This is a genomic window from Pseudoxanthomonas sp. GW2 (genome assembly GCF_000283075.1).
Taxonomy (GTDB): Bacteria; Pseudomonadota; Gammaproteobacteria; order Xanthomonadales; family Xanthomonadaceae; genus Pseudoxanthomonas.
In genome coordinates this window covers 1-19,483 of the sequence record NZ_ALIP01000158.1, presented here as the reverse complement: position 1 = coordinate 19,483, position 19,483 = coordinate 1, and the positions used below count along the sequence as shown (strand labels likewise).

The window sequence follows — 19,483 nt, the reverse complement described above, 5'->3', positions numbered from 1 at the left end:
GGCCGAGCTGCTGGCCGCGCGGGTCCAGGCCGGCACACCCGCCGGCACGCCGCCGGCGCAGCAGGACGGCGAAGGCGGCATCGGCCAGAAGATCGGCGAGTTCCTGTTCGGCACCAAGCGCCGCCAGGGCGTGGTCCAGACGGTGGCCAAGCAGACCGCGCGCAACGTCGGCGGCTCGGTTGGCCGCAGCCTCGGCAGCAGCATCGGCGAGTCGGTGGCCGGCAAGGCCGGGAAGAAATACGGCGGGCAGATCGGCAACCAGATCGTGCGCGGCATCCTCGGCGGCATCTTCGGCCGGCGTTGAGCGCCCCGGCGCCGCGCAAGCGGCGCCGACCGCCGACTCCCCGCCCACGCCACCAGGCGCTAGCATCACGCCCCCGCAATACCCATCGGTTGTCCGCATGTCGCGCTGGCGTCCGCCCCCCGAGAAAAGCACCGCCCTGATCACCCGCGACGGCCACGACCGGCTCAAGGCCGAGCTGGACGACCTGTGGCGGGTGCAGCGCCCGGAAGTGGGGAAGGCGCTGGCCGCCGCCGCGGCCGAGGGCGACCGCTCGGAGAACGCCGAGTACACCTACCGCAAGAAGCAGCTGGCCGGGATCGACCGCCGCGTGCGCTACCTGTCCAAGCGCATCCCCGCCCTGCGGGTGGTCGATACCGTGCCCTCCGACCCGGAGGCGGTCTACTTCGGCGCCTGGGTGGAGCTGGAGAACCTGGCCACCGGCGAGTGCGTGCGTTACCGCATCGTCGGCCCGGACGAGACCGATGCCGCCCAGGGCCATATCAGCATCGACTCGCCGCTGGCCCGTGCCCTGCTGAAGAAGCGCATCGACGACGAGGTCGAGGCGCAGCTGCCCGGCGGCCCGGCGCGCTTCGTGGTGGTGGACGTGAGCTACGGCTGAGCCGCCGGCGGCGGCCATACGGCGACGCAGCTTGACGTCCCCCGCGCCGACCGGCGACCTTCCCGCCTGACTGCAATCGCATCAGGGGAAGTGCTTTGACGGCTATTGAAACCGGCCTGGCCGCCGCGCCGGCCGCTGCGCTGGCGCCCGCGCCCAGCACCCATCGCGCCCGTACCGGCATCGTGATCGACGCCTCGGTCGACGTCTCGGCGGAGTTCCTGGCCGACCCGGACGTGGCGGTGATCCCGATCCCGATCAGGATCGGCGCCAGCACCTACATCGACCAGCACGACCCGGAGGCCAGCGCGCGCTACATGCGCGAGAACGGCAACGGCGAGGGCGTGGCCGGGCAGTCGATCCCGCTGGACGCGGCGCAGATGAAGAACTTCTTCATCGAGCGCTTCGCCCTGGACTACGACTCGGTCTACTGCCTGACCATCACCTCCACCCGCAGCCCGATCCACGAGGCCTGCAGCGAGGGCAGCGCGCTGGCGCTGCACCACATCCGCGGCCTGCGCCAGGCGGCCGAGATGCGGCGGCCGTTCCAGTTCCGGGTGATCGATACCCGCAACATGTTCGCCGGCTCCGGCATCGCGGCGATGGCGCTGCGCGACATGCTGCAGGCGGGGATGTCGCCCAAGGACGTCCGCGCCGAGCTGCTGCGGATCGTCGATACCACCTACACCTACTACATCCCCGACGACCTGGGCTATGCACGCACCCGCTCGCGCGTGCGCGGCGACCGCAGCATCCACCTGACCAGCGTGCTGCTGGGAAGCGCGCTGGACATCAAGCCGATCATCCGCGGCTACCAGGGCGATACCCACCCGGTGAGCAAGTACCGCGGCCGCGCCCAGGCCTGGGGCAAGCTGTTCCGGTACGCCGCGCGCAGGGTGGCCGAAGGCCAGCTGCACACCCCGCACGTGATCGTCTCCTACGCCGGGGCGATGGGCGAACTGCACGCGACCCCGGAACTGGGCGAGCTGCGCCAGGCCTGCGAGCGCGCCGGCGTCTCCCTGCACGTGCTGCAGATGAGCATCACCGGGATGATGAACATCGGCCCCGGCGGGCTGACCCTGGCCTATTCCGGCCCCGTCCCCAACGAGGCGCCCTGAGCGGCGACGGCCCGCACCGCTCCCGGCCGCCGGGAGAGCCCGGGCCGGAAATCGGCCGCGGCGGGCCTGGCCTGCCGCCGGATTCGCGCCGCCAAGCTGCGGCGGCGCTCCCCGGAAACGAAAGCGGCGCCTTGCGGCGCCGCCCTCGAGGTTGCCGCCCGCGCGGGGCTCAGAGCACGCGCAGCGCCAGCGGCAAGGTGTCGCCGGTTTCGGCGTATTCGACCTCGCCGTAGAGGTCGTGCTCGTCGCTGCCCATGATCCGCACGTCGACGAACTCGCCCGGCTGCAGACCGGCATCGCGGCCGTCCTGGATCTGCACGGTGCCATCGATCTCCGGCGCATCGGCCATGGAGCGGGCGATCGCCAGCTCGCCGTCGAGGAAGTCCACCAGGCAGCGCTGCACGCTGCCGACCTTGGCCTCCAGGCGCGCGGCCGAGATCTCGCCCTGGCGCTCCATGAAACGGGCCAGGCGCTCCTGCTTGACCTCTTCCGGCACCGCGCCGGGCAGGTCGTTGGCGGCCGCGCCTTCCACCGGCGAATAGGCGAAGGCGCCGACGCGGTCCAGCTGGGCCTCGTCGAGGAAATCCAGCAGTTCCTCGAACTCGGCCTCGGTCTCGCCGGGGAAGCCGACGATGAAGGTCGAGCGGATGGTCAATTCGGGGCAGGTCGCGCGCCAGCGCTGGATCCGCTCCAGGGTCTTGTCGACCGCGCCCGGGCGCTTCATCAGCCTGAGGATGCGCGGACTGGCGTGCTGGAACGGGATGTCCAGGTACGGCAGGACCTTGCCCTCGGCCATCAGCGGGATCACCTCGTCCACGTGCGGGTACGGGTAGACGTAGTGCAGCCGCACCCAGGCATCCAGCTCGGACAGGCCCTCGCACAGGGCCTTCATCCGGGTGGCGTACTCGCGGCCGCGCCAGGTGCCCGGCGCGTACTTCAGGTCCACGCCGTAGGCCGAGGTGTCCTGCGACACCACCAGCAGCTCGCGCACGCCGCCCTTGACCAGGCGCTCGGCCTCGCGCAGCACCTCGTCCACCGGCCGCGAAGCCAGGTCGCCGCGCATGGACGGGATGATGCAGAAGCTGCAGCGGTGGTTGCAGCCCTCGGAGATCTTCAGGTACGCGTAGTGGCGCGGGGTCAGCTTGATGCCGTAGTCCGGCACCAGGTCCACGAACGGGTCGTGCCTGGGCGGCAGTGCCTTGTGCACGGCCTCCATCACGCTGGCGTAGTCCTGCGGCCCGGACACGGCCAGCACGTCCGGGTACTGCTCGCGGATCAGTTCCGAGCGCTTGCCCAGGCACCCGGTGACGATGACCTTGCCGTTCTCGTTCATCGCCTCGCCGATGGCGTCCAGCGATTCGGCCACGGCCGAGTCGATGAAGCCGCAGGTGTTGACCACCACCACGTCGGCATCGTCGTAGGTCGGGACGATGTCGTAACCCTCCACCCGCAGCTGGGTGAGGATGCGTTCGGAATCGACCAGCGCCTTCGGGCAGCCGAGGCTGACGAAGCCGACCTTGGGGTTGTGCACGGACATGGGAAGCTCGGGAACGGCGGGCGGGCGCGACCGGCGGGCCGGTGCGCGGGGCGCGCGATTATACCCGCCCCGGCCACCGCGCCCGCAGACGCGGCCGGAACGCCCGGGCGACGCATAATGGCGCCCCCCCACACAACCGAGGACGACGCCATGGGCCAATGGATCCAGCTCGACACGCCCCGCGGCCAGGTCGCGACCTGGCAGGCCGGTCCGCCGTCGGCGCCGCGCGGCGGCCTGGTGGTGATCCAGGAGATCTTCGGGGTCAACCCGCACATCCGCGCGGTGGCCGAGGACTTCGTGTCCGAGGGCTACGCGGTGCTGGCGCCTGCGTTCTTCGACCCGGTGGAGCCCGGCGTGGAGCTGGGCTACGACGAGGCCGGCTTCGCCCACGGCCGCAAGCTGGCCGGCGAACTGGGCTTCGACGCCGCGCTGCAGATCCTCGATGCGGCCGCGCAGCGCCTGCGCCGCTACCTGGGCGCGTTCAACGAGCCGCGCGGCGCCGTGGGCACGGTCGGCTACTGCTGGGGCGGCACCCTGGCCATGCTCGGCGCACTGAGGCTGGGCCTGCCCTCGGTCAGCTACTACGGCGCGCGCAACACCGCCTTCCTCGACGACCCGGCCCTGGTCGCCAGCCCCAGGGCGCCGGTGATGTTCCACTTCGGCGAGCAGGACCCCTCGATCCCGCCGGAGGCGGTGGAGCAGCACCGGCTCAAGCTGCCGGGCATGCCGGTCCACACCTACCCCGCCGGCCACGCCTTCAACCGCGAGGTCGATCCGAAGGCCTACGACAAGCCCAGCGCGCGGCTGGCGCGCGAGCGCACCCTGGCCTTCTTCGCCGAGCACCTGCAGTGAGCGGGTTCGAACTGGACCCGCGCCTGGCCGCCGACAGCGTGTTCGTCGCCGACGGGCCGCTGTCGCAGGTGCGGCTGATGGACGACACCCGCTTCCCCTGGCTGCTGCTGGTGCCGCGGGTGCCCGGGGCGCGCGAGTGGATCGACCTGGACGGCAACCAGCAGCGCCTGCTGCTGGCCGAGCTCAACCGCGCCGCGCAGGCGCTGCGCGCCACGCCCGGGGTGGAGAAGCTCAACATCGGCGCGCTGGGCAACGTGGTGGCGCAGCTGCACGTGCACCTGGTCGGCCGGCACCCGGGCGACGCCGCCTGGCCGGGGCCGGTGTGGGGCAGCGGCAGCGCGGTGCGGCACGCCCCGGAGGCGCTGGCGGCGTCTGCCGCGGACTGGCGTTCGCGGCTAGGATAGGCGCCCTTTCCACTGCCGGTTACGCGCCCATGGGTTCCAACGTGTTCGCCGCCCTCGTCCTGATCGTCGTGGGCCTGTTCTTCCTGGCCCGCAACCTGGGCTGGATCGACACGGGGCTGGGCGCGCTGCTGGCCACCTGGTGGCCGGCGGGCCTGGTGGTGGTCGGCGTGGCCATGCTGCTGCGGCGCAAGTAAGCCGCGCGGCCGCCGGTGACAGGGGGCGGCAGCGGTGGCTGACGCCTGTCACCTGACGCCGGTCCGGCGGCGGCGCAAGATGCGCTCCATCCCCCAAGGAGGAAGCCGCCATGTGCCGTCGCCTGGTTCCCGCCCTCGTCCTGATCGTGCTGGGCGTCCTGTTCCTGCTCGACAACCTCGGAATCGGCATCGATGCCGGCCGCGTGCTGTCCACCTGGTGGCCGCTGGCGCTGATCGCGGTCGGCGCCGGCTGGCTGCTGCGCCGCGGCGACGGCACCCGCTGCGGCTGAGCCGGCGGGCGCGCCTGCTCAGGTGCGCGGCAGGGTGACCCCGGTCTGGCCCTGGTACTTGCCGCCGCGGTCCTTGTACGAGGTCTCGCACACGTCGTCCGCGTCGGACTGGAGGAACAGCATCTGGGCCACGCCCTCGTTGGCGTAGATGCGCGCCGGCAGCGGCGTGGTGTTGGAGAACTCCAGGGTCACGTGGCCCTCCCACTCCGGCTCCAGCGGGGTGACGTTGACGATGATGCCGCAGCGGGCGTAGGTGCTCTTGCCCAGGCACACCACCAGCACGTCACGGGGGATGCGGAAGTACTCCACCGTGCGCGCCAGCGCGAAGCTGTTGGGCGGGATGATGCACTCGTCGCCGACCACGTCCACGAAGCTCTTCGGGTCGAAGTTCTTCGGGTCGACGATGGTGGAGTTGATGTTGGTGAAGACCTTGAACTCGCGCGAGCAGCGTACGTCGTAGCCGTAGCTGGACGTGCCGTAGCTGACGATGCGCCTGCCGTCGACCTGCTTCACCTGTCCGGGCTCGAACGGGTCGATCATGCCGTGCTGTTCGGCCATCGTCCGGATCCAGCGGTCGCTCTTGATGCTCATGCAGTGGTTCCCTGGGGCAAGGCGCGTGAACGCGCGATTGTAGGGGGCCGGCCGGGCCGCGTGTACCCGCGCCTGGCCGGGCCTCCCGCCGCGGCGGCGGGAAGCGCGGACCGGGGCGTCAGGCCAGCCGGGCCGCGATCGGAATCGAGGCGCGCGGGCGCCGGGCCAGCGCGGTGGCCAGCGCCTGCGCGGCGGCCAGGTAGGCCTGGGCCGGAGCCGCGTCCGGCGCGGCCACCACCACCGGCGCGCCGGCGTCGCCCTGCTCGCGGATGCGCAGGTCCAGCGGCAGCGAGCCCAGCAGCGGCACGCCGTAGCGCTCGGCCATGGCCTGCGCCCCACCGTGGCCGAACACGTGCTCGACGTGGCCGCAGTTGCTGCACACGTGCATGGCCATGTTCTCGACGATGCCCAGCACCGGCACCTCGACCTTGTTGAACATGGCCACGGCCTTGCGCGCGTCCAGGGTGGCGATCTCCTGCGGCGTGGTCACCACCACCGCACCGGCCACCGGGATCTTCTGCGCCAGGGTCAGCTGGATGTCGCCGGTGCCCGGCGGCAGGTCGACCACCAGGTAGTCCAGATCGCCCCACAGGGTGTCGGTGAACAGCTGCATCAGCGCCGAGGTGGCCATCGGCCCGCGCCAGATCATCGGCGTGTCCTGCTCGACCAGCAGGCCGATGGACATGGCCTCGATGCCGAACGCGCGCATCGGCTCGATCGACTTGCCATCCGGGCTCTCCGGCCGCCCGGACAGGCCCAGCATGGCCGGCACGCTGGGGCCGTACACGTCGGCGTCGAGCACGCCGACGCGCGCGCCGAGCCTCTGCAGCGCCAGCGCCAGGTTCACCGCGGTGGTCGACTTGCCGACGCCGCCCTTGCCCGAGCCGACCGCGACCACGTTGCGGATGCGCGGATGCGGGGCCAGCCCGCCCTGCACCGCGTGGGCGGCGATCCGCGGGCGCAGTTCGAACGTTTCCAGCGCCTGGCCGGCGGCGGCCAGGGCCGCCTCGGCGCGCGCCTGCAGCTGGGCCGCCCAGGCGGCGGAAAACGGGAATCCGGTGGTGCCCTGGACCTGGGCGCCGCGGCCGCCCGGGCGCGCGTCCCAGCGCACGGCCGCGCCGAGCGGGCCGCCGCCGGCCGGGTCTTCCAGGGTGGCGAGGATGTCTTGGAGGGGGGAAGCAGCAGTCATGTGTAGGTCACGCCAGGCCGGCCCCGCCCCGGGTGGCGCGGGCGACCGGCTCGATATCGGTTGAGCGCGCCACGGTACAAGAATGCGCGCCGCTTGGCTGCCCCCCCCGGCGGCGCCACGCAGCGTCCGCATCCGGTCAGCCGTACGGGGGCGGATGCTGGTATAAGAGGCCAGGCCCGCCGCATCCGGCAGGCCATCTGCATCCGGGAGGAAAACATGCGCAAGACCCTGCTGGCCGGCCTCGCCCTGCCGCTTCTGGCCCTGGCCTCGATGACCGCCGCGGCCGCCGATCCGGTCGTCGGCCGCTGGAAGACCATCGACGGCGAAACCGGCAAGCCCAAGTCCTACGTCGAGATCACCCAGGCCGCCGACGGCAGCTTCAGCGGCCGGATCGTCGAACTGATCAACCCCAGCCGCCCCAACCCGACCTGCGACAAGTGCAGTGACGACCGCAAGGGCAAGCCGATCACCGGCATGGAGATCATCCGCGGGATGAAGGCCGACGGCGGCGGCAAGTATTCCGGCGGCACCATCCTCAAGCCCGACGAGGGCAAGGTGTACAAGTCCAAGCTGGCCCTGATCGACGGCGGCAGGAAGCTGGAGGTTTCCGGCTGCGTCGCCTTCATCTGCAAGTCGCAGACCTGGATCCGCGAGTGACGCCGCATTAAGCAAGGCACAGGATCCGTGAAGGGGCGCCATGATGGCGCCCCTTCTTTTTCACGGCGCCTGCACAATTCCCATACGTATTCATATTTCCTGGATAATCAGTGACTTACGTATATACAATGCAAATCGGACGGCATTTACCCGATAGAAAAAAACTTCTGAAATAACGAATAACTCAACAATTATTTTTTCCTGAAGGTCCTAGCATTCTGGCGTCCCCAAAGCGCAGGTGGCCGTATGAATGACAGGATCGTCATCCCCCGCAACCGCCTCACCGCTGCCCTGGTGATGGCATTGCTCGCACCCCTCGCCAGTCCCGCCCTCGCCCAGGAATCCGGGTCCCAGGACGGCGCACCCACCCAGCTGGACCAGGTGATCGTCACCGGCTCGCGCATCGCCCGCACCGGCTTCATCACCCCCGCCCCGGTGACCGCGGTCACCGCCGAGGAAATCCGCGGCACCGGCGCCACCAACATCGGCGACCTGATGGCGCGGATGCCGGCGCTGTCGCCCACCTACACCCTGGGCAATTCCACCCGCTTCATCGGCACCGCGGGCCTCGGCCTGCTGGACCTGCGCGGCATGGGCACGTCCCGCACCCTGGTGCTGGTCAACGGCCGCCGCCACGTGGGTGCCAGCCCCGGCTCCACCGCGGTCGACGTCAACACCATCCCGGTGGAATGGATCGAGCGCGTGGAGGTGATGACCGGCGGCGTGTCGGGCGTGTACGGCGCCGATGCGGTGGCCGGCGTGGTCAACTTCATCCTCAAGAAGGACTTCGAGGGCATGGAGTTGCGCGGCCAGCACGGCATGGCCGACGAAGGCAGCTTCGACCGCTCCTTCGTCAGCTTCACCGCCGGCAAGAACTTCGCCGACGACCGCGGCAACGCGGCCTTCTCGCTCGAGTACAGCACCCAGGACCGCTTCGGCCGCGGCGACCGCGAGATCGGGCGGCGCTTCATGGTCTCGGTGCCCAACCCGGACTTCGACCCCAGCCAGCCGCCCAGCCAGCGCAACCCGCAGAACGTGTTCGCCAGGCCCGGCGGCAACCACTCAATCTCCTACGGCGGCGTGTTCACCATCGGCAGCTTCAACGTCAACAACCCGACCAACCGCTACCTGTTCAACCCGGACGGCACGTTCCGCCGCGCCCGCTACGACGGCGTGGTGGTCAGCCCGACCTCGTGCGTGGACTGCGATTTCGCCGACCTCAACGCGGTGGCCGACCTGGAGCCGGCGTTCGACCGCTTCAGCGCCAACTTCCAGCTGAACTTCGAGCTCAACGAGAACCACCGCATGTTCTTCGAGGGCAAGTACAGCAAGACCGAGTCGAACTTCTACGGCCAGCCGGCGTTCGACCAGCCGATCCGCATCCGCCGCGACAACGCCTTCATCTCGCCCGAGCTGGGCGCGCTGATGGACGCCAACGGCCTGACCCAGCTGCAGGTCACCCGCTTCAACGTCGACGCCGGCCGGCGCGGCGAGGACGTGGACCGCCAGACCGTGCGCGCGGTGTTCGGCTTCGAGGGCAACCTCGGCGAGGACTGGACCTACGAGGCATCGGTCAACTACGGCCAGTCCAAGATCGACCGCCGCAACCTCAACAACCGCATCAACGAGCGCTGGCACGCCGGCCTGGACGCGGTGCGCGACGAGAACGGCAACATCGTCTGCCGCGCCAGCATCGACGAGGACGCGGTCAACCCGCACACCGGCACGCGCTACTCCAGCTTCGCCAGCAACGGCTGCATCCCGTTCAGCGTGTTCGGCGACGGCGCGGTGGCGCGCACGCCCGAGGCGATCGCCTGGTTCAACACCACCTCGCTCAATTCCTCGACCCTGGAGCAGAACGTGGTGGCGGCCTCGGTGGCCAACAGCCGGCTGTTCTCGCTGCCGGCCGGCGACGTGGGCTTCGCCGCGGGCGTGGAGTACCGCAAGGAGAAGAGCCAGGAGAACACCGACCCGCTGGCCGCGCTGGGCCTGACCTTCCTCAACGCCATCCCCAGCCGCGGCGGCGAGTACGACGTCACCGAGGTGTTCGCCGAGACCACCATCCCGCTGCTGGCCGACCTGCCCGGCATCTACAACATGTCCCTGGACCTGGCGGCGCGCCACTCCGACTACAGCAGCATCGGCGAGACCCTGGCCTGGAACATCGGCCTGAACTGGGAAATCATCGACACCCTGCGCTTCCGCGGCACCTTGGCGCGGGCGGTGCGCGCGCCGAGCATCGGCGAGCTGTACAACCCGCAGTCGGAGAACTTCGCGACCATCAACGACCCCTGCAACTACCAGCCCACCAACCCCAACCGCCCGGATACCGCCGAGGACCGCGCCCTGCGCGTGGCCAATTGCAGCGCGCTGGGCATCCCGGAAGGCTGGATCGACACCTTCAGTGCCAGCCGGCCGGGCGTGAGCGGCGGCAACCCGGACCTGGAGGAAGAGCGCGCCCGCAGCTGGACCCTGGGCCTGGTATGGCAGCCGGACTTCATCAACGGGCTGGGCGTGTCGGTGGACTACTGGAACATCACCCTCAAGGACGCGATCGGCGCGGTCAACGCGCAGACCCTGGCCACCCGCTGCGTCGACTCGCCCGGCGGCATCGGCAACCAGTTCTGCGCCATGATCACCCGCGCCCCGGTGGGCGGCTACGTCGACCCGCAGGGCCGCGACTTCCCGGCCTACTCGATCACCCGCTGGGTGGCGCTGAACGAGAACCTGGCCAAGTCGCGCCGGGTCGGCGTGGACCTGGAGATCGACTACCGCTACAACCTGTTCGGCGCCAGCGCGGTCTCGCGCTTCGTCGGCACCCGCCTGCTGCAGTCGCGGGAGTGGCAGTTCCAGGACTTCCCGGACGAGTTCGACGAGAACGTCACCTACTACACCGACCCGCGCTGGCGCGCCACGCTGGACAACAGCTTCGAGTTCGGCAACTGGAGCGCCAGCTGGAACATGAAGTACGTCGACGGCAACCTGCGGGTCCAGCCCAAGAGCTACAACGCCAACCCGGGCTCGGCCAGGCCGATCATGAATGGCTCGTACACCTACCACAACCTCCGGCTGGGCTACACCTTCCCGGAGAGCGAGCTGAACGTGTACCTCGGCATCGACAACGCCTCGGACAAGGCCCCGCCGCTGAACTACTTCGGCGCCGACATCGGCAGCGCCAACTACGACAGCATCGGCCGGTTCTTCTACATGGGCGCGACCTACCGCTTCTGAGCGCCGCCGCGCACGGGCCCGGCCCCGCCGGGCCTGTGCCCCGGGGCGCCGGCAGCCGCCCGGCGGGCCCGGAGCGCCCGCCATGCGATAATCGGCGGTCCCTTTCCCCACCGACCGCCATGTCCCGCTCCGTCCTCGTCACCAACGCCCTGCCCTACGCCAACGGCCCGCTGCACCTGGGCCACCTGGTCGGCTACATCCAGGCCGACATCTGGGTCCGGGCGCGGCGCATGCGCGGGGACGCGGTGTACTACGTCTGCGCCGACGACACCCACGGCACCCCGATCATGCTGGCGGCGGAGAAGGCCGGGGTCACCCCGGAGGCCTTCATCGCCCGGATCAAGGCCGAGCACGAGCGCGACTTCGACGCCTTCGGCGTGGCCTTCGACTGGTACCACTCCACCCATTCGGAGGAGAACCGCGAGCTGACCGGGCGTTTCTACGCCGCCCTGGAGGCGCGCGGCAGCATCGAGCGCCGCTCGATCGAGCAGCTGTACGACCCGGTCAAGCAGATGTTCCTGCCCGACCGCTACGTCAAGGGCACCTGCCCGCGCTGCAAGTCCCCGGACCAGTACGGCGACAACTGCGAGGTCTGCGGCGCCACCTACGGCCCCACCGACCTGATCGATCCGCGCTCGGCCGTGTCCGGCGCCACCCCGGAGCTGCGTGCCTCCGAGCACTTCTTCTTCCGCCTGGGCCAGTACACCGAGGTGTTGCGCGAGTGGCTGGCCGGCGACGTGGCCCTGCCCGGGGTCAAGGCCAAGCTGGCCGAGTGGATCGACGGTGAAGGCGGCCTGCGCGACTGGGACATCTCCCGCGACGCACCCTACTTCGGCTTCGAGATCCCCGGCCACCCCGGCAAGTACTTCTACGTGTGGCTGGACGCGCCGATCGGCTACTTCTCCAGCCTGCTGGCCCTGGCCCGCAGCGGCAAGGCCGGCGGCTTCGACGAGGCGGCCATGGAGCGGCTGCTGCAGCCGGGCGACCACGCCGAGCTGCACCACTTCATCGGCAAGGACATCGTCAACTTCCACGGCCTGTTCTGGCCGGCGGTGCTGCACGGCAACGGCCTGCGCAAGCCCGACCGCCTGCACGTCAACGGCTACCTGACCGTGGACGGGGCCAAGATGTCCAAGTCGCGCGGCACCTTCATCATGGCCCGCACCTACCTGGACGTGGGCCTGGATCCGGACGCGCTGCGCTACTACTTCGCGGCCAAGTCCTCCGGCGGCGTGGACGACCTGGACCTCAACCTGTCCGACTTCGTCGCCCGCGTGAACAGCGACCTGGTCGGCAAGTTCGTCAACATCGCAAGCCGCTGCGCCAAGCTGCTGGACGTGCACTTCGGCAACCAGCTGCCCCCGCCCGGCGCGGACGCCGGCACCAGCGAGGGCTGGGCGCAGGACGCCGCGCAGCTGCTGGCCCAGGTGCGCGAGGCGCTGGCCGGCGCGCCGGAGCTGTACCAGCACGACAACTTCGCCGCCGTGGCCCGCAACGCCATGGCCGCGGCCGACCTGGCCAACGAGTACATCGCGCGCACCGCGCCGTGGGCGCTGGCCAAGGACCCGGCACGCCGCGCCGACCTGCACCTGGTGCTGGGCACCGCGCTGCAGGCCTTCGCCGACATCGCCGGCGTGCTCAAGCCGATCGTGCCGGCCACCATCGCCCGGGTCGAGGCCTGGCTGGGCACGGAGCTGGCGCTGGACCGCCGCACCGGGCTGGCCGGCCGCACCCTGGCCGCCTACACCCCCCTGTTCACCCGTATCGACCCCAAGCTGATCGACGCCATGACCGAAGCCTCCAAGGACCCCCTCGCCGCCGCTCCCGCCGCCCCCGCCCAGCCGGAAAAGAAGGCCGAGGCGAAGAAGGACGCCGCGCCGGCGGCCAGCGCGCCGCAGTACATCGGCATCGAGGACTTCGCCAAGCTCGACCTGCGCATCGGCAAGGTGCTGGAGTGCGGCTTCGTGGAAGGCTCGGACAAGCTGCTGCGCTTCCTGCTGGACGCCGGCGAGCTGGGCCAGCGCCAGATCTTCTCCGGCATCCGCGCCAGCTACGGCGAACCGGAGAAGCTGGTCGGCCGCAACGTCGTGTTCATCGCCAACCTGGCCCCGCGCAAGATGCGCTTCGGCATCAGCGAGGGCATGATCCTGTCGGCCGGCTTCGACGGCGGTGCGCTGGCCCTGCTGGACGCCGACGAAGGCGCCCAGGCCGGCATGCCGGTGCGCTGATCCGCACTGCGGCCTGCGCCGCCCGGTGGCGCAGGCCCATCCGCGGGCGCGGCAACGGCGGCACCCGCAACGGCGGCCCGCGCCGCCCCATGCAAGGGACGCGAGGGAGGCCGATGGAACTGGCCCTGGTCGACTTCGACCACACCGTCACCACCTGCGATACCTACGGCCGCTTCCTGCGCCGCCTGGCCACGCCAGGGCAGCTGGCACGGGTGCGCTGGACCATCGGCCCCTGGGTGGCCGGCTACCGGCTGGGCCTGGTGTCGGCCTCGGCGCTGCGCGTGCGGGCCACCCGCAAGGCATTCGCCGGGCGCGACGCGACCTGGGTCCGCGCCGCCGGTGCCGACTACGCCGAGCGCGAACTGCCGGGCCTGCTGCGGCCGGAGATGATGCAACGCATCGCCGCGCACCGCGCCCGCGGGCATACCGTGGTGATCGTCTCCGGCTCGCTCGACGCCTACCTAGCGCCGTGGTGCCGACGGCACGGGCTGGAGCTGGTCTGCAACCGCCTGGAAAGCGTCGATGGCCGCCTGACCGGCCGCTACGCCGGCGGCGACCGCGGCGCGCACAAGGCAGACGACATCCGCGCCCGCTACGACCTGTCGCGCTACGCGCGCATCCACGCCTACGGCGACAGCCGCGAGGACCAGGCGATGCTGGCGCTGGCACACGAACGCTGGTGGCGCGGCCGGCGCATCGCCTGAGGCGCCGGATCAGTCGGCCGGCACAGGCTCGAAGAACACCGGCACGAAGCGCCCGTGTTCGAACACGAAGTAGTGGCGGCCATGGCCAGGGCCGTCCCCGAGCCGGCCGCTGACCACCAGCAGGCGGCTGTCGGCGCGGTAGTCCAGCATCTCGCCCTCGCCCGCCCAGCAGCAGGCCGCGCCCGGCAACTGCACCAGCCGCCCGCTGCCGCGGTCGGCGGCCAGCAGCCGCAGGCAGTCGGTGCCGCAACCCCATTGCACCAGCACCTGGTCGCCGGCGAAGTCCGGCGCGCCGGCCAGGGCCTCGCGCAGCACCGGTTCCAGTTCGCGCAGCTCCGGCGCCTGGATGTCCGGCGCCACCGGCGCCGTGTAGGCCTGCACCGCCACCGCTTGCGCCGCGTGCGCCGCGTGGGCCGGCGGCTGTGCGGCCAGCGGCGCGGCCGCCAGCAGCGCCGCCACCGGCCAGATCCGTTTCCAGGACATCGGTTGCCCTCCTCTCGTGCACGCAGCATGCGGCGCCGCGGCGCGTGTGTACAGGCGGCGCAGCGGCGATAATGGCCGGCCCGCCGCATCGCCCGCGCATGTCCGCTCCGCTTCCGCCCCTGGTCGAACGCCTCGACCGCCTGCTGCCGCAGACCCAGTGCGGCCAGTGCGGCTATCCCGGCTGCCGCCCGTACGCCGAGGCCATGGCCGCCGGCCAGGCTGGACCGGACCATTGCCCGCCCGGCGGCGACGAGGGCGCGCGTGCGCTGGCGCGGGTGCTGGGCGTGCCGCCCGTGCCCTACGACCGCAGCCGCGGCCAGTGCAAGCCGCCGGCGGTGGCGGTGGTGGTGGAGGCGGACTGCATCGGTTGCACCAAGTGCATCCAGGCCTGCCCGGTGGACGCCATCATCGGCGGCCCGAAGCTGATGCACGTGGTGCTGGATCCACTGTGCACCGGCTGCGAGCTGTGCGTGCCCGCCTGCCCGGTGGACTGCATCGTGATGGAGCCGGCGCCGGCCGCCTGAGGCCGGCGCGGAACGCTAGCGCCCGGCGCAGGCGCGGCACACGCGCTCGACCCGGTACCCCTGCGCGCGCAGGCGCTCGACCAGGCCGTCGCTGCCCAGCAGGTGCAGCGCGCCGACCACCACCAGCACGTCGCCCTGGCCCCGCTCCAGGCGTTGCCGGATCTGCGGCAGCCAGGCCTCGTTGCGGGCCACGTTGATGTGCCGGTACAGCTCCGGGTACTGGCGCCGCAGGTCCTCGCCCAGCAGCCGCCACAGGCCCTCGGCATCGCCGCGGCGCCAGGTGCGGTACATGGCCTCGATGGCCTCGTCCCCGGCCTCGGCCTGCGCCAGGGACTGGTCCAGCATCTGCACCTGGGTGGCCAGCGGCATCCCGGCCAGCACCGCGATCTGGTCGGCCGCCCGCTCCAGCCCGGACGCCGGCTTGCCGGCACTGGCGGCGGCCTGCATCAGCTGCCGGTCCAGGCCCAGCGCCGGGTCGAAGCCCATCCGCTGCAGCTGCCCGATCGCCAGGGTGAGCCCCAGGAACCACGGCTCGACCCCGGACAGCTGCGCCAGCGGCAGGCCGGTGGCGGCGGCGTGCGCCTGCATCCGCGCCCACAGCGCCGGCCCCAGGTCGTCCTGCAGCGTGCCCGGGCGCTTGCGCAGCGCGGCCCGCAGCATGGCGGCCGCAAGCGTGGGCGAGGTCGCCTCGTCCGGCGCCAGTTCGAACACCAGTGCGTCGGCGGCGGCGAAGGCGTCCTCGACCTCGGCGGCCAGCACCTCGTCGCCGGGGCGCAGCATGTGGAACGAGCCCAGCAGGTACACGGAACTGTCCGCGTCGGAGACCTTCCACAGCAGCGGCACCGGCGGCGCGGCCAGCACCGGCAGCGTCAGCAGCAGCCCCAGCAGCAGTACCGCCAGGCGGGCGAAGCGACGGGACGGGCCGCAGGCGCGGGGAAACAGGGCGTGCATCGGCGCTCCCGGGGTCAGTGCACGTTCCCGGTGTAGTTCTTCTCGCCGGCGGTGATGGCCAGGTCCAGGCGGTTCTCTGGCGGTGGCAGCGGGCAGGTCGCAAACAGGGTGAACGCGCACGGCGGGTTGTAGGCGCGGTTGAAGTCCAGCACCACCTTGCCGTCCTCGCCCGGCCAGTCGGCGTCGAGGAAGCGTCCGGCCGGATAGCTGCCGTGGCCGCTGGTGCGGTCGGCCAGCACGAAGAACAGGCCTTCCTCCGGCCCGCCCAGCGCCTCCAGGCGGAAGCTGCGGCCGTCGCGCTCGAACTCGACGTAGCCGGGATTGGGCGAGTCGTTGCGGGTGCCGACGATGTCGGCGATCGGCAGGGTCTTGCCCGGCGGATGCGGCACGAAGCGCGCCTCGATCCGCCAGGCCGGATCGGCCGGCCAGTACTGCAGCCCGGCAAAACCCACCCGGGTGGGCGCGTCGGCGTGGCGCACGCGCAGGGCATGGCGGTTGCCGCGCTGGACCAGGGTCAGCCTGCCCTTGTCGCCGTCGAAGCCGATCACCGCCTTCTCCGGGTCATGGTCGCTGTAAAGCCGCACCTTGCCCCGCAGCGGCTCGCCGTTGAGGGTCAGCTCCACGCCCTGCTCCGGGGTGAACCAGTAGCGGCCGTCGTCGTCGCGGGTGACCAGGCCCATGCGCTCCGGGCCGAAGGCCAGGCGCATGTTGCTGGCGATGTGTTCGCCGCTGCCGATGTAGTGCGCCTTCAGTTCCAGCCAGTGCAGGCCGACCAGGCTGGTCCAGCCGTCCGGCCGCAGCAGCTCCTGCTCGCGCTCCCGGCGCCAGGCCTCCTGCCCGGCCTGGAACACCGCCGCGGTGGCCGCGCGCTCGGCCTCGGCGGAGATATCGTCGCTGCCCGCCTCGCCGCCGCAGCCGGCCAGCGCCGCCAGCAGCGCCGCCATCCCCATGGCGCGCAGGGGCCTCATCTTCCCCTCAGGAACCATCGATCGATTTCCCCCAGCGTGAATCGCGCCCAGGTCGGGCGCCCGTGGTTGCACTGCCCGGAGCGCTCGGTGGCTTCCATGTCGCGCAGCAGGGCATTCATTTCCGGAATGGTCAGGCGCCGGTTGGCGCGCACCGCGCCATGGCAGGCCATGGTCGAAAGCAGCTCGTCGCGCGCGGCGGCCACGCGGCGGGTGGCACCGTGCTCGCGCAGGTCGGCCAGGACGTCGCGCAGCAGCGCTTCCGGATCGGCATGCGCAAGCAGCGCCGGCACGCTGCGCACGGCCAGGGTCTGCGGGCCGCTGCGGGTGACCTCGAAGCCCAGCTCGGCCAGGGTCTGCGCCTCGCACTCGGCGACGTCGGCGTCGCGCTCGCCCACCGCCAGCGACAGCGGCACCAGCAGTGGCTGCGCGCGCAGGCCCATGCCGTCGTGCGCGGCCTTCAGGCGCTCGTAGCCGATGCGTTCGTGGGCGGCGTGCATGTCCACCACCACCAGGCCGTCGGCGTTCTCGGCCAGGATGTAGATGCCGTGCAGCTGCGCGATCGCGTAGCCCAGCGGCGGGATCTCGCCGCTGCCCTCGGGCAGGGCCTGGTCCTGGCGTGGCAGCGGCGGCGCGGCCGGCGTGGCCCCGTCCGCCTGTCCGTACAGCGCCGCGTACGCGCCCACCGCCTCGTCCACGCGCAGGCCCAGCGGCTGTGGCGCCGGCGTCCACGGCACGAACGGGCGGGCACCGCCATCGCTCACGGCCGGTGCGGCAGCGGGCGCGGCGCCGCCCCAGGCCGCGGCCGGCTGGCCGGCGGGCATGGCGGCGGCGACGCCGGCCTCCATGCCGGCGCGGGTCTGCGCCAGCGCCTCCTGCAGGGTGCGGAACACGAAGTCGTGGATCAGGCGGGCGTCGCGGAAGCGCACCTCGTGCTTGGCCGGGTGCACGTTGACGTCCACCCGGGTCGGATCCAGCTCCAGGAACAGCACGTAGGCCGGCTGGCGGCCGTGGTAGAGCACGTCCTGGTAGGCCAGCTTCACCGCGTGGGCGACGTTGCGGTCGCGCACCGCGCGGCCGTTGACGTACAGGTACTGCTGGTCGGCGCTGGCACGCGAATAGTGCGGCTGCGCAATCCAGCCGTGCAGGCGCAGGCCGGCGCCGCTGTGGTCGATGCGCAGCGCGCTGCGCGCGAAGTCGTCGCCGAGGGTCTCGCCCAGGCGCGCGGCCGCGTCCAGGTCGCCGGCGCGGTAGCGGCGCGAGGGCTTGCCGTTGTGGCTCACCCGCAGCTCCACGTCCGGGCGCGCCAGCGCCAGCGAGCGCAGCCATTCCTCGATGTGGCCCAGCTCGGTGCGCTCGGCGCGCAGGAACTTGCGCCGCGCCGGCACGTTGTAGAACAGGTCGCGCACTTCCACCGTGGTGCCCGGCGCGTGCGCCTTGGGCACCACCTCGCCAATCTGGCCGCCGTCCACGTGCAGCGCCGCGCCGTGCTCGGCGTCGCGGGTGCGCGAGGCGAGCATGAAGCGGCTGACCGAGGCGATCGAGGGCAGGGCCTCGCCGCGGAAGCCGAGGGTGGCCACCGCTTCCAGGTCGTCGAGCGAGGCGATCTTGCTGGTGGCGTGGCGGCTGACCGCCAGCGGCAGTTCCCCGGGCGGGATGCCACCGCCGTCGTCGCGGATCCGGATCAGGCGGATGCCACCCTCCTCCAGGTCGATGTCCACGCGCGTGGCGCCGGCGTCGAGGGCGTTCTCGACCAGTTCCTTGACCACCGAGGCCGGGCGTTCGACCACCTCGCCGGCGGCAATCTGGTTGATCAGGGTGTCGGGAAGCTGTCGGATCGGCACGGCATCACGGCGGCGCGCAGGCCGTCAGGAGGATCAGGCGTGATGATAGCCGCCGCGCCGCCTGCGCGCCGGCCCGCGCTTGGATCAGGGCGTGCCGCCCGCGCCGCCGGCCGCGGCCAGGTCGGCCTCGGCGCGCATCGCGAACAGCGTGCCCGGCGGCGGCTGCCGGCTGAAATAGGTGGTGATGCCTTCCAGCACCGCGCCGGCGACCTTGCGCTGGAACGCCGGGTCGGTGAGGCGCTTCTCCTCGTCCGGATTGGAGATGAAGGCCGTCTCCACCAGCATCGCCGGCATGTCCGAGGTGCGCAGCACGGCGAAGTTGGCGCGCTCGATGTTGGGCTTGTGGTTGTTGCCCACGCGCTTGAGGCCGCCGAGCACGTGCAGGGCCGCGTCCTCGGAGGCGCGCATGTGCCCGCTCTGGGCCAGGTCCAGCAGCACGTTGGCCAGCACCGCCTCGGTCTGCTGCAGGCGCACGCCGCCGACCAGGTCGGCGGCGTTTTCCTTGTCCGCCAGCCAGCGCGCGCGCTGCGAGGAAGCGCCCTTGGTCGACAGCACGTAGACCGAGGAGCCGCGCGCGTTGCGGTTCTCGGCCGCGTCGGCGTGGATCGAGATGAAGATGTCGGCCTTGGCCGCGCGCGCGCGCTGGGCGCGCATCGGCAGCGGGATGAACACGTCGCTGTCGCGCACCAGGAAGGACTTCAGGCCCGGGGTGGCATCGATCTGGCGCGCCAGCTCGCGCGCCATGGCCAGGGTCACGTCCTTCTCGCGCTTGCCGGTGGGGCCGATCGCGCCCGGGTCCTGGCCGCCGTGGCCGGCGTCGAT

At 71.7% G+C, this 19,483-nt stretch carries 19 protein-coding genes and 1 pseudogene; 12 read left to right on the top strand and 8 right to left on the bottom strand.

Annotated features, from left to right (window positions below):
• From B351_RS17875 to B351_RS0115255, 3 genes and pseudogenes are all read left to right on the top strand, one after another.
• Positions 1-304: pseudogene (locus B351_RS17875) on the top strand (ATP-binding protein); the annotation flags it as partial.
• Between the two features lie 97 nt (positions 305-401).
• A complete protein-coding gene (gene greB / locus B351_RS0115260; protein WP_019399904.1) occupies positions 402-902 on the top strand; it encodes a transcription elongation factor GreB in 501 nt (166 codons plus the stop codon).
• 95 nt (positions 903-997) lie between these two features.
• Positions 998-2,017, top strand: a complete 1,020-nt coding sequence (locus tag B351_RS0115255; protein WP_019399903.1) for a DegV family protein — start codon at positions 998-1,000, stop codon at positions 2,015-2,017.
• Positions 2,018-2,186: 169 nt separating this feature from the next.
• Here the strand turns inward: B351_RS0115255 and rimO are convergent, their stop codons facing one another.
• A complete protein-coding gene (gene rimO / locus B351_RS0115250) occupies positions 2,187-3,554 on the bottom strand; it encodes a 30S ribosomal protein S12 methylthiotransferase RimO (protein WP_019399902.1) in 1,368 nt (455 codons plus the stop codon).
• Positions 3,555-3,704: 150 nt separating this feature from the next.
• Between rimO and B351_RS0115245 the strand changes: the two genes are divergently transcribed.
• The 4 genes from B351_RS0115245 to B351_RS0115230 all read left to right on the top strand — a co-directional run bounded on the left by B351_RS0115245 (position 3,705) and on the right by B351_RS0115230 (position 5,294).
• Positions 3,705-4,406 (top strand): dienelactone hydrolase family protein, encoded by a 702-nt coding sequence (locus B351_RS0115245; protein WP_019399901.1) that lies wholly within the window; start codon positions 3,705-3,707, stop codon positions 4,404-4,406.
• Complete coding sequence (locus B351_RS0115240; protein WP_019399900.1) at positions 4,403-4,810, top strand: HIT family protein; 408 nt, start codon at positions 4,403-4,405, stop codon at positions 4,808-4,810. Before B351_RS0115245 ends, B351_RS0115240 begins: the two co-directional genes overlap by 4 nt.
• Before the next feature lie 29 nt (positions 4,811-4,839).
• Positions 4,840-5,004: a LiaI-LiaF-like domain-containing protein gene (locus tag B351_RS17870; protein WP_019399899.1), complete on the top strand. Its 165-nt coding sequence runs from the start codon at positions 4,840-4,842 to the stop codon at positions 5,002-5,004.
• A 110-nt stretch (positions 5,005-5,114) separates the two neighbouring features.
• A complete protein-coding gene (locus B351_RS0115230; RefSeq protein WP_019399898.1) occupies positions 5,115-5,294 on the top strand; it encodes a LiaF transmembrane domain-containing protein in 180 nt (59 codons plus the stop codon).
• Positions 5,295-5,312: 18 nt separating this feature from the next.
• On the opposite strand, the gene dcd is transcribed toward B351_RS0115230, so the two are convergent.
• Positions 5,313-5,885 carry a dCTP deaminase gene (dcd, locus tag B351_RS0115225; RefSeq protein WP_019399897.1) on the bottom strand — a complete coding sequence of 191 codons (573 nt, stop codon included), beginning with the start codon at positions 5,883-5,885 and terminating at the stop codon, positions 5,313-5,315.
• Positions 5,886-6,003: 118 nt separating this feature from the next.
• Positions 6,004-7,074 (bottom strand): iron-sulfur cluster carrier protein ApbC, encoded by a 1,071-nt coding sequence (gene apbC, locus B351_RS0115220; protein WP_019399896.1) that lies wholly within the window; start codon positions 7,072-7,074, stop codon positions 6,004-6,006.
• Positions 7,075-7,290: 216 nt separating this feature from the next.
• Between apbC and B351_RS0115215 the strand changes: the two genes are divergently transcribed.
• The 4 genes from B351_RS0115215 (at position 7,291) to B351_RS0115200 (ending at position 13,894) form a co-directional block, all read left to right on the top strand.
• Positions 7,291-7,731, top strand: coding sequence for a DUF2147 domain-containing protein (locus tag B351_RS0115215; RefSeq protein WP_019399895.1), 441 nt, complete (start codon positions 7,291-7,293; stop codon positions 7,729-7,731).
• 246 nt (positions 7,732-7,977) lie between these two features.
• A complete protein-coding gene (locus B351_RS0115210; RefSeq protein ID WP_019399894.1) occupies positions 7,978-10,962 on the top strand; it encodes a TonB-dependent siderophore receptor in 2,985 nt (994 codons plus the stop codon).
• Between the two features lie 119 nt (positions 10,963-11,081).
• A complete protein-coding gene (metG, locus tag B351_RS0115205; protein ID WP_019399893.1) occupies positions 11,082-13,190 on the top strand; it encodes a methionine--tRNA ligase in 2,109 nt (702 codons plus the stop codon).
• A gap of 113 nt (positions 13,191-13,303) precedes the next feature.
• Complete coding sequence (locus B351_RS0115200; protein ID WP_019399892.1) at positions 13,304-13,894, top strand: HAD family hydrolase; 591 nt, start codon at positions 13,304-13,306, stop codon at positions 13,892-13,894.
• Positions 13,895-13,903: 9 nt separating this feature from the next.
• Here the strand turns inward: B351_RS0115200 and B351_RS0115195 are convergent, their stop codons facing one another.
• The gene (locus B351_RS0115195; RefSeq protein WP_019399891.1) at positions 13,904-14,377 is read right to left on the bottom strand and encodes a hypothetical protein; all 474 of its coding nucleotides are present in this window, start codon (positions 14,375-14,377) and stop codon (positions 13,904-13,906) included.
• A 98-nt stretch (positions 14,378-14,475) separates the two neighbouring features.
• Here B351_RS0115195 and rnfB point away from each other — a divergent pair, with 98 nt between their 5' ends.
• Positions 14,476-14,901 carry an Rnf electron transport complex subunit RnfB gene (rnfB, locus tag B351_RS16995; RefSeq protein WP_019399890.1) on the top strand — a complete coding sequence of 142 codons (426 nt, stop codon included), beginning with the start codon at positions 14,476-14,478 and terminating at the stop codon, positions 14,899-14,901.
• Positions 14,902-14,916: 15 nt separating this feature from the next.
• On the opposite strand, the gene B351_RS0115185 is transcribed toward rnfB, so the two are convergent.
• The 4 genes from B351_RS0115185 to B351_RS0115170 all read right to left on the bottom strand — a co-directional run.
• Positions 14,917-15,852 (bottom strand): TraB/GumN family protein, encoded by a 936-nt coding sequence (locus tag B351_RS0115185; protein WP_019399889.1) that lies wholly within the window; start codon positions 15,850-15,852, stop codon positions 14,917-14,919.
• 14 nt (positions 15,853-15,866) lie between these two features.
• The gene (locus B351_RS0115180) at positions 15,867-16,820 is read right to left on the bottom strand and encodes a DUF1684 domain-containing protein (RefSeq protein ID WP_050992257.1); all 954 of its coding nucleotides are present in this window, start codon (positions 16,818-16,820) and stop codon (positions 15,867-15,869) included.
• On the bottom strand, positions 16,817-18,661 hold the full coding sequence (gene mutL / locus B351_RS0115175) for a DNA mismatch repair endonuclease MutL (RefSeq protein ID WP_019399887.1): 1,845 nt from the start codon (positions 18,659-18,661) through the stop codon (positions 16,817-16,819). The genes B351_RS0115180 and mutL overlap by 4 nt, the downstream gene beginning before the upstream one ends.
• An 84-nt stretch (positions 18,662-18,745) precedes the next feature.
• On the bottom strand, positions 18,746-19,483 hold a 738-nt coding region (locus tag B351_RS0115170; RefSeq protein ID WP_026010783.1), incomplete at its 5' end, for an N-acetylmuramoyl-L-alanine amidase.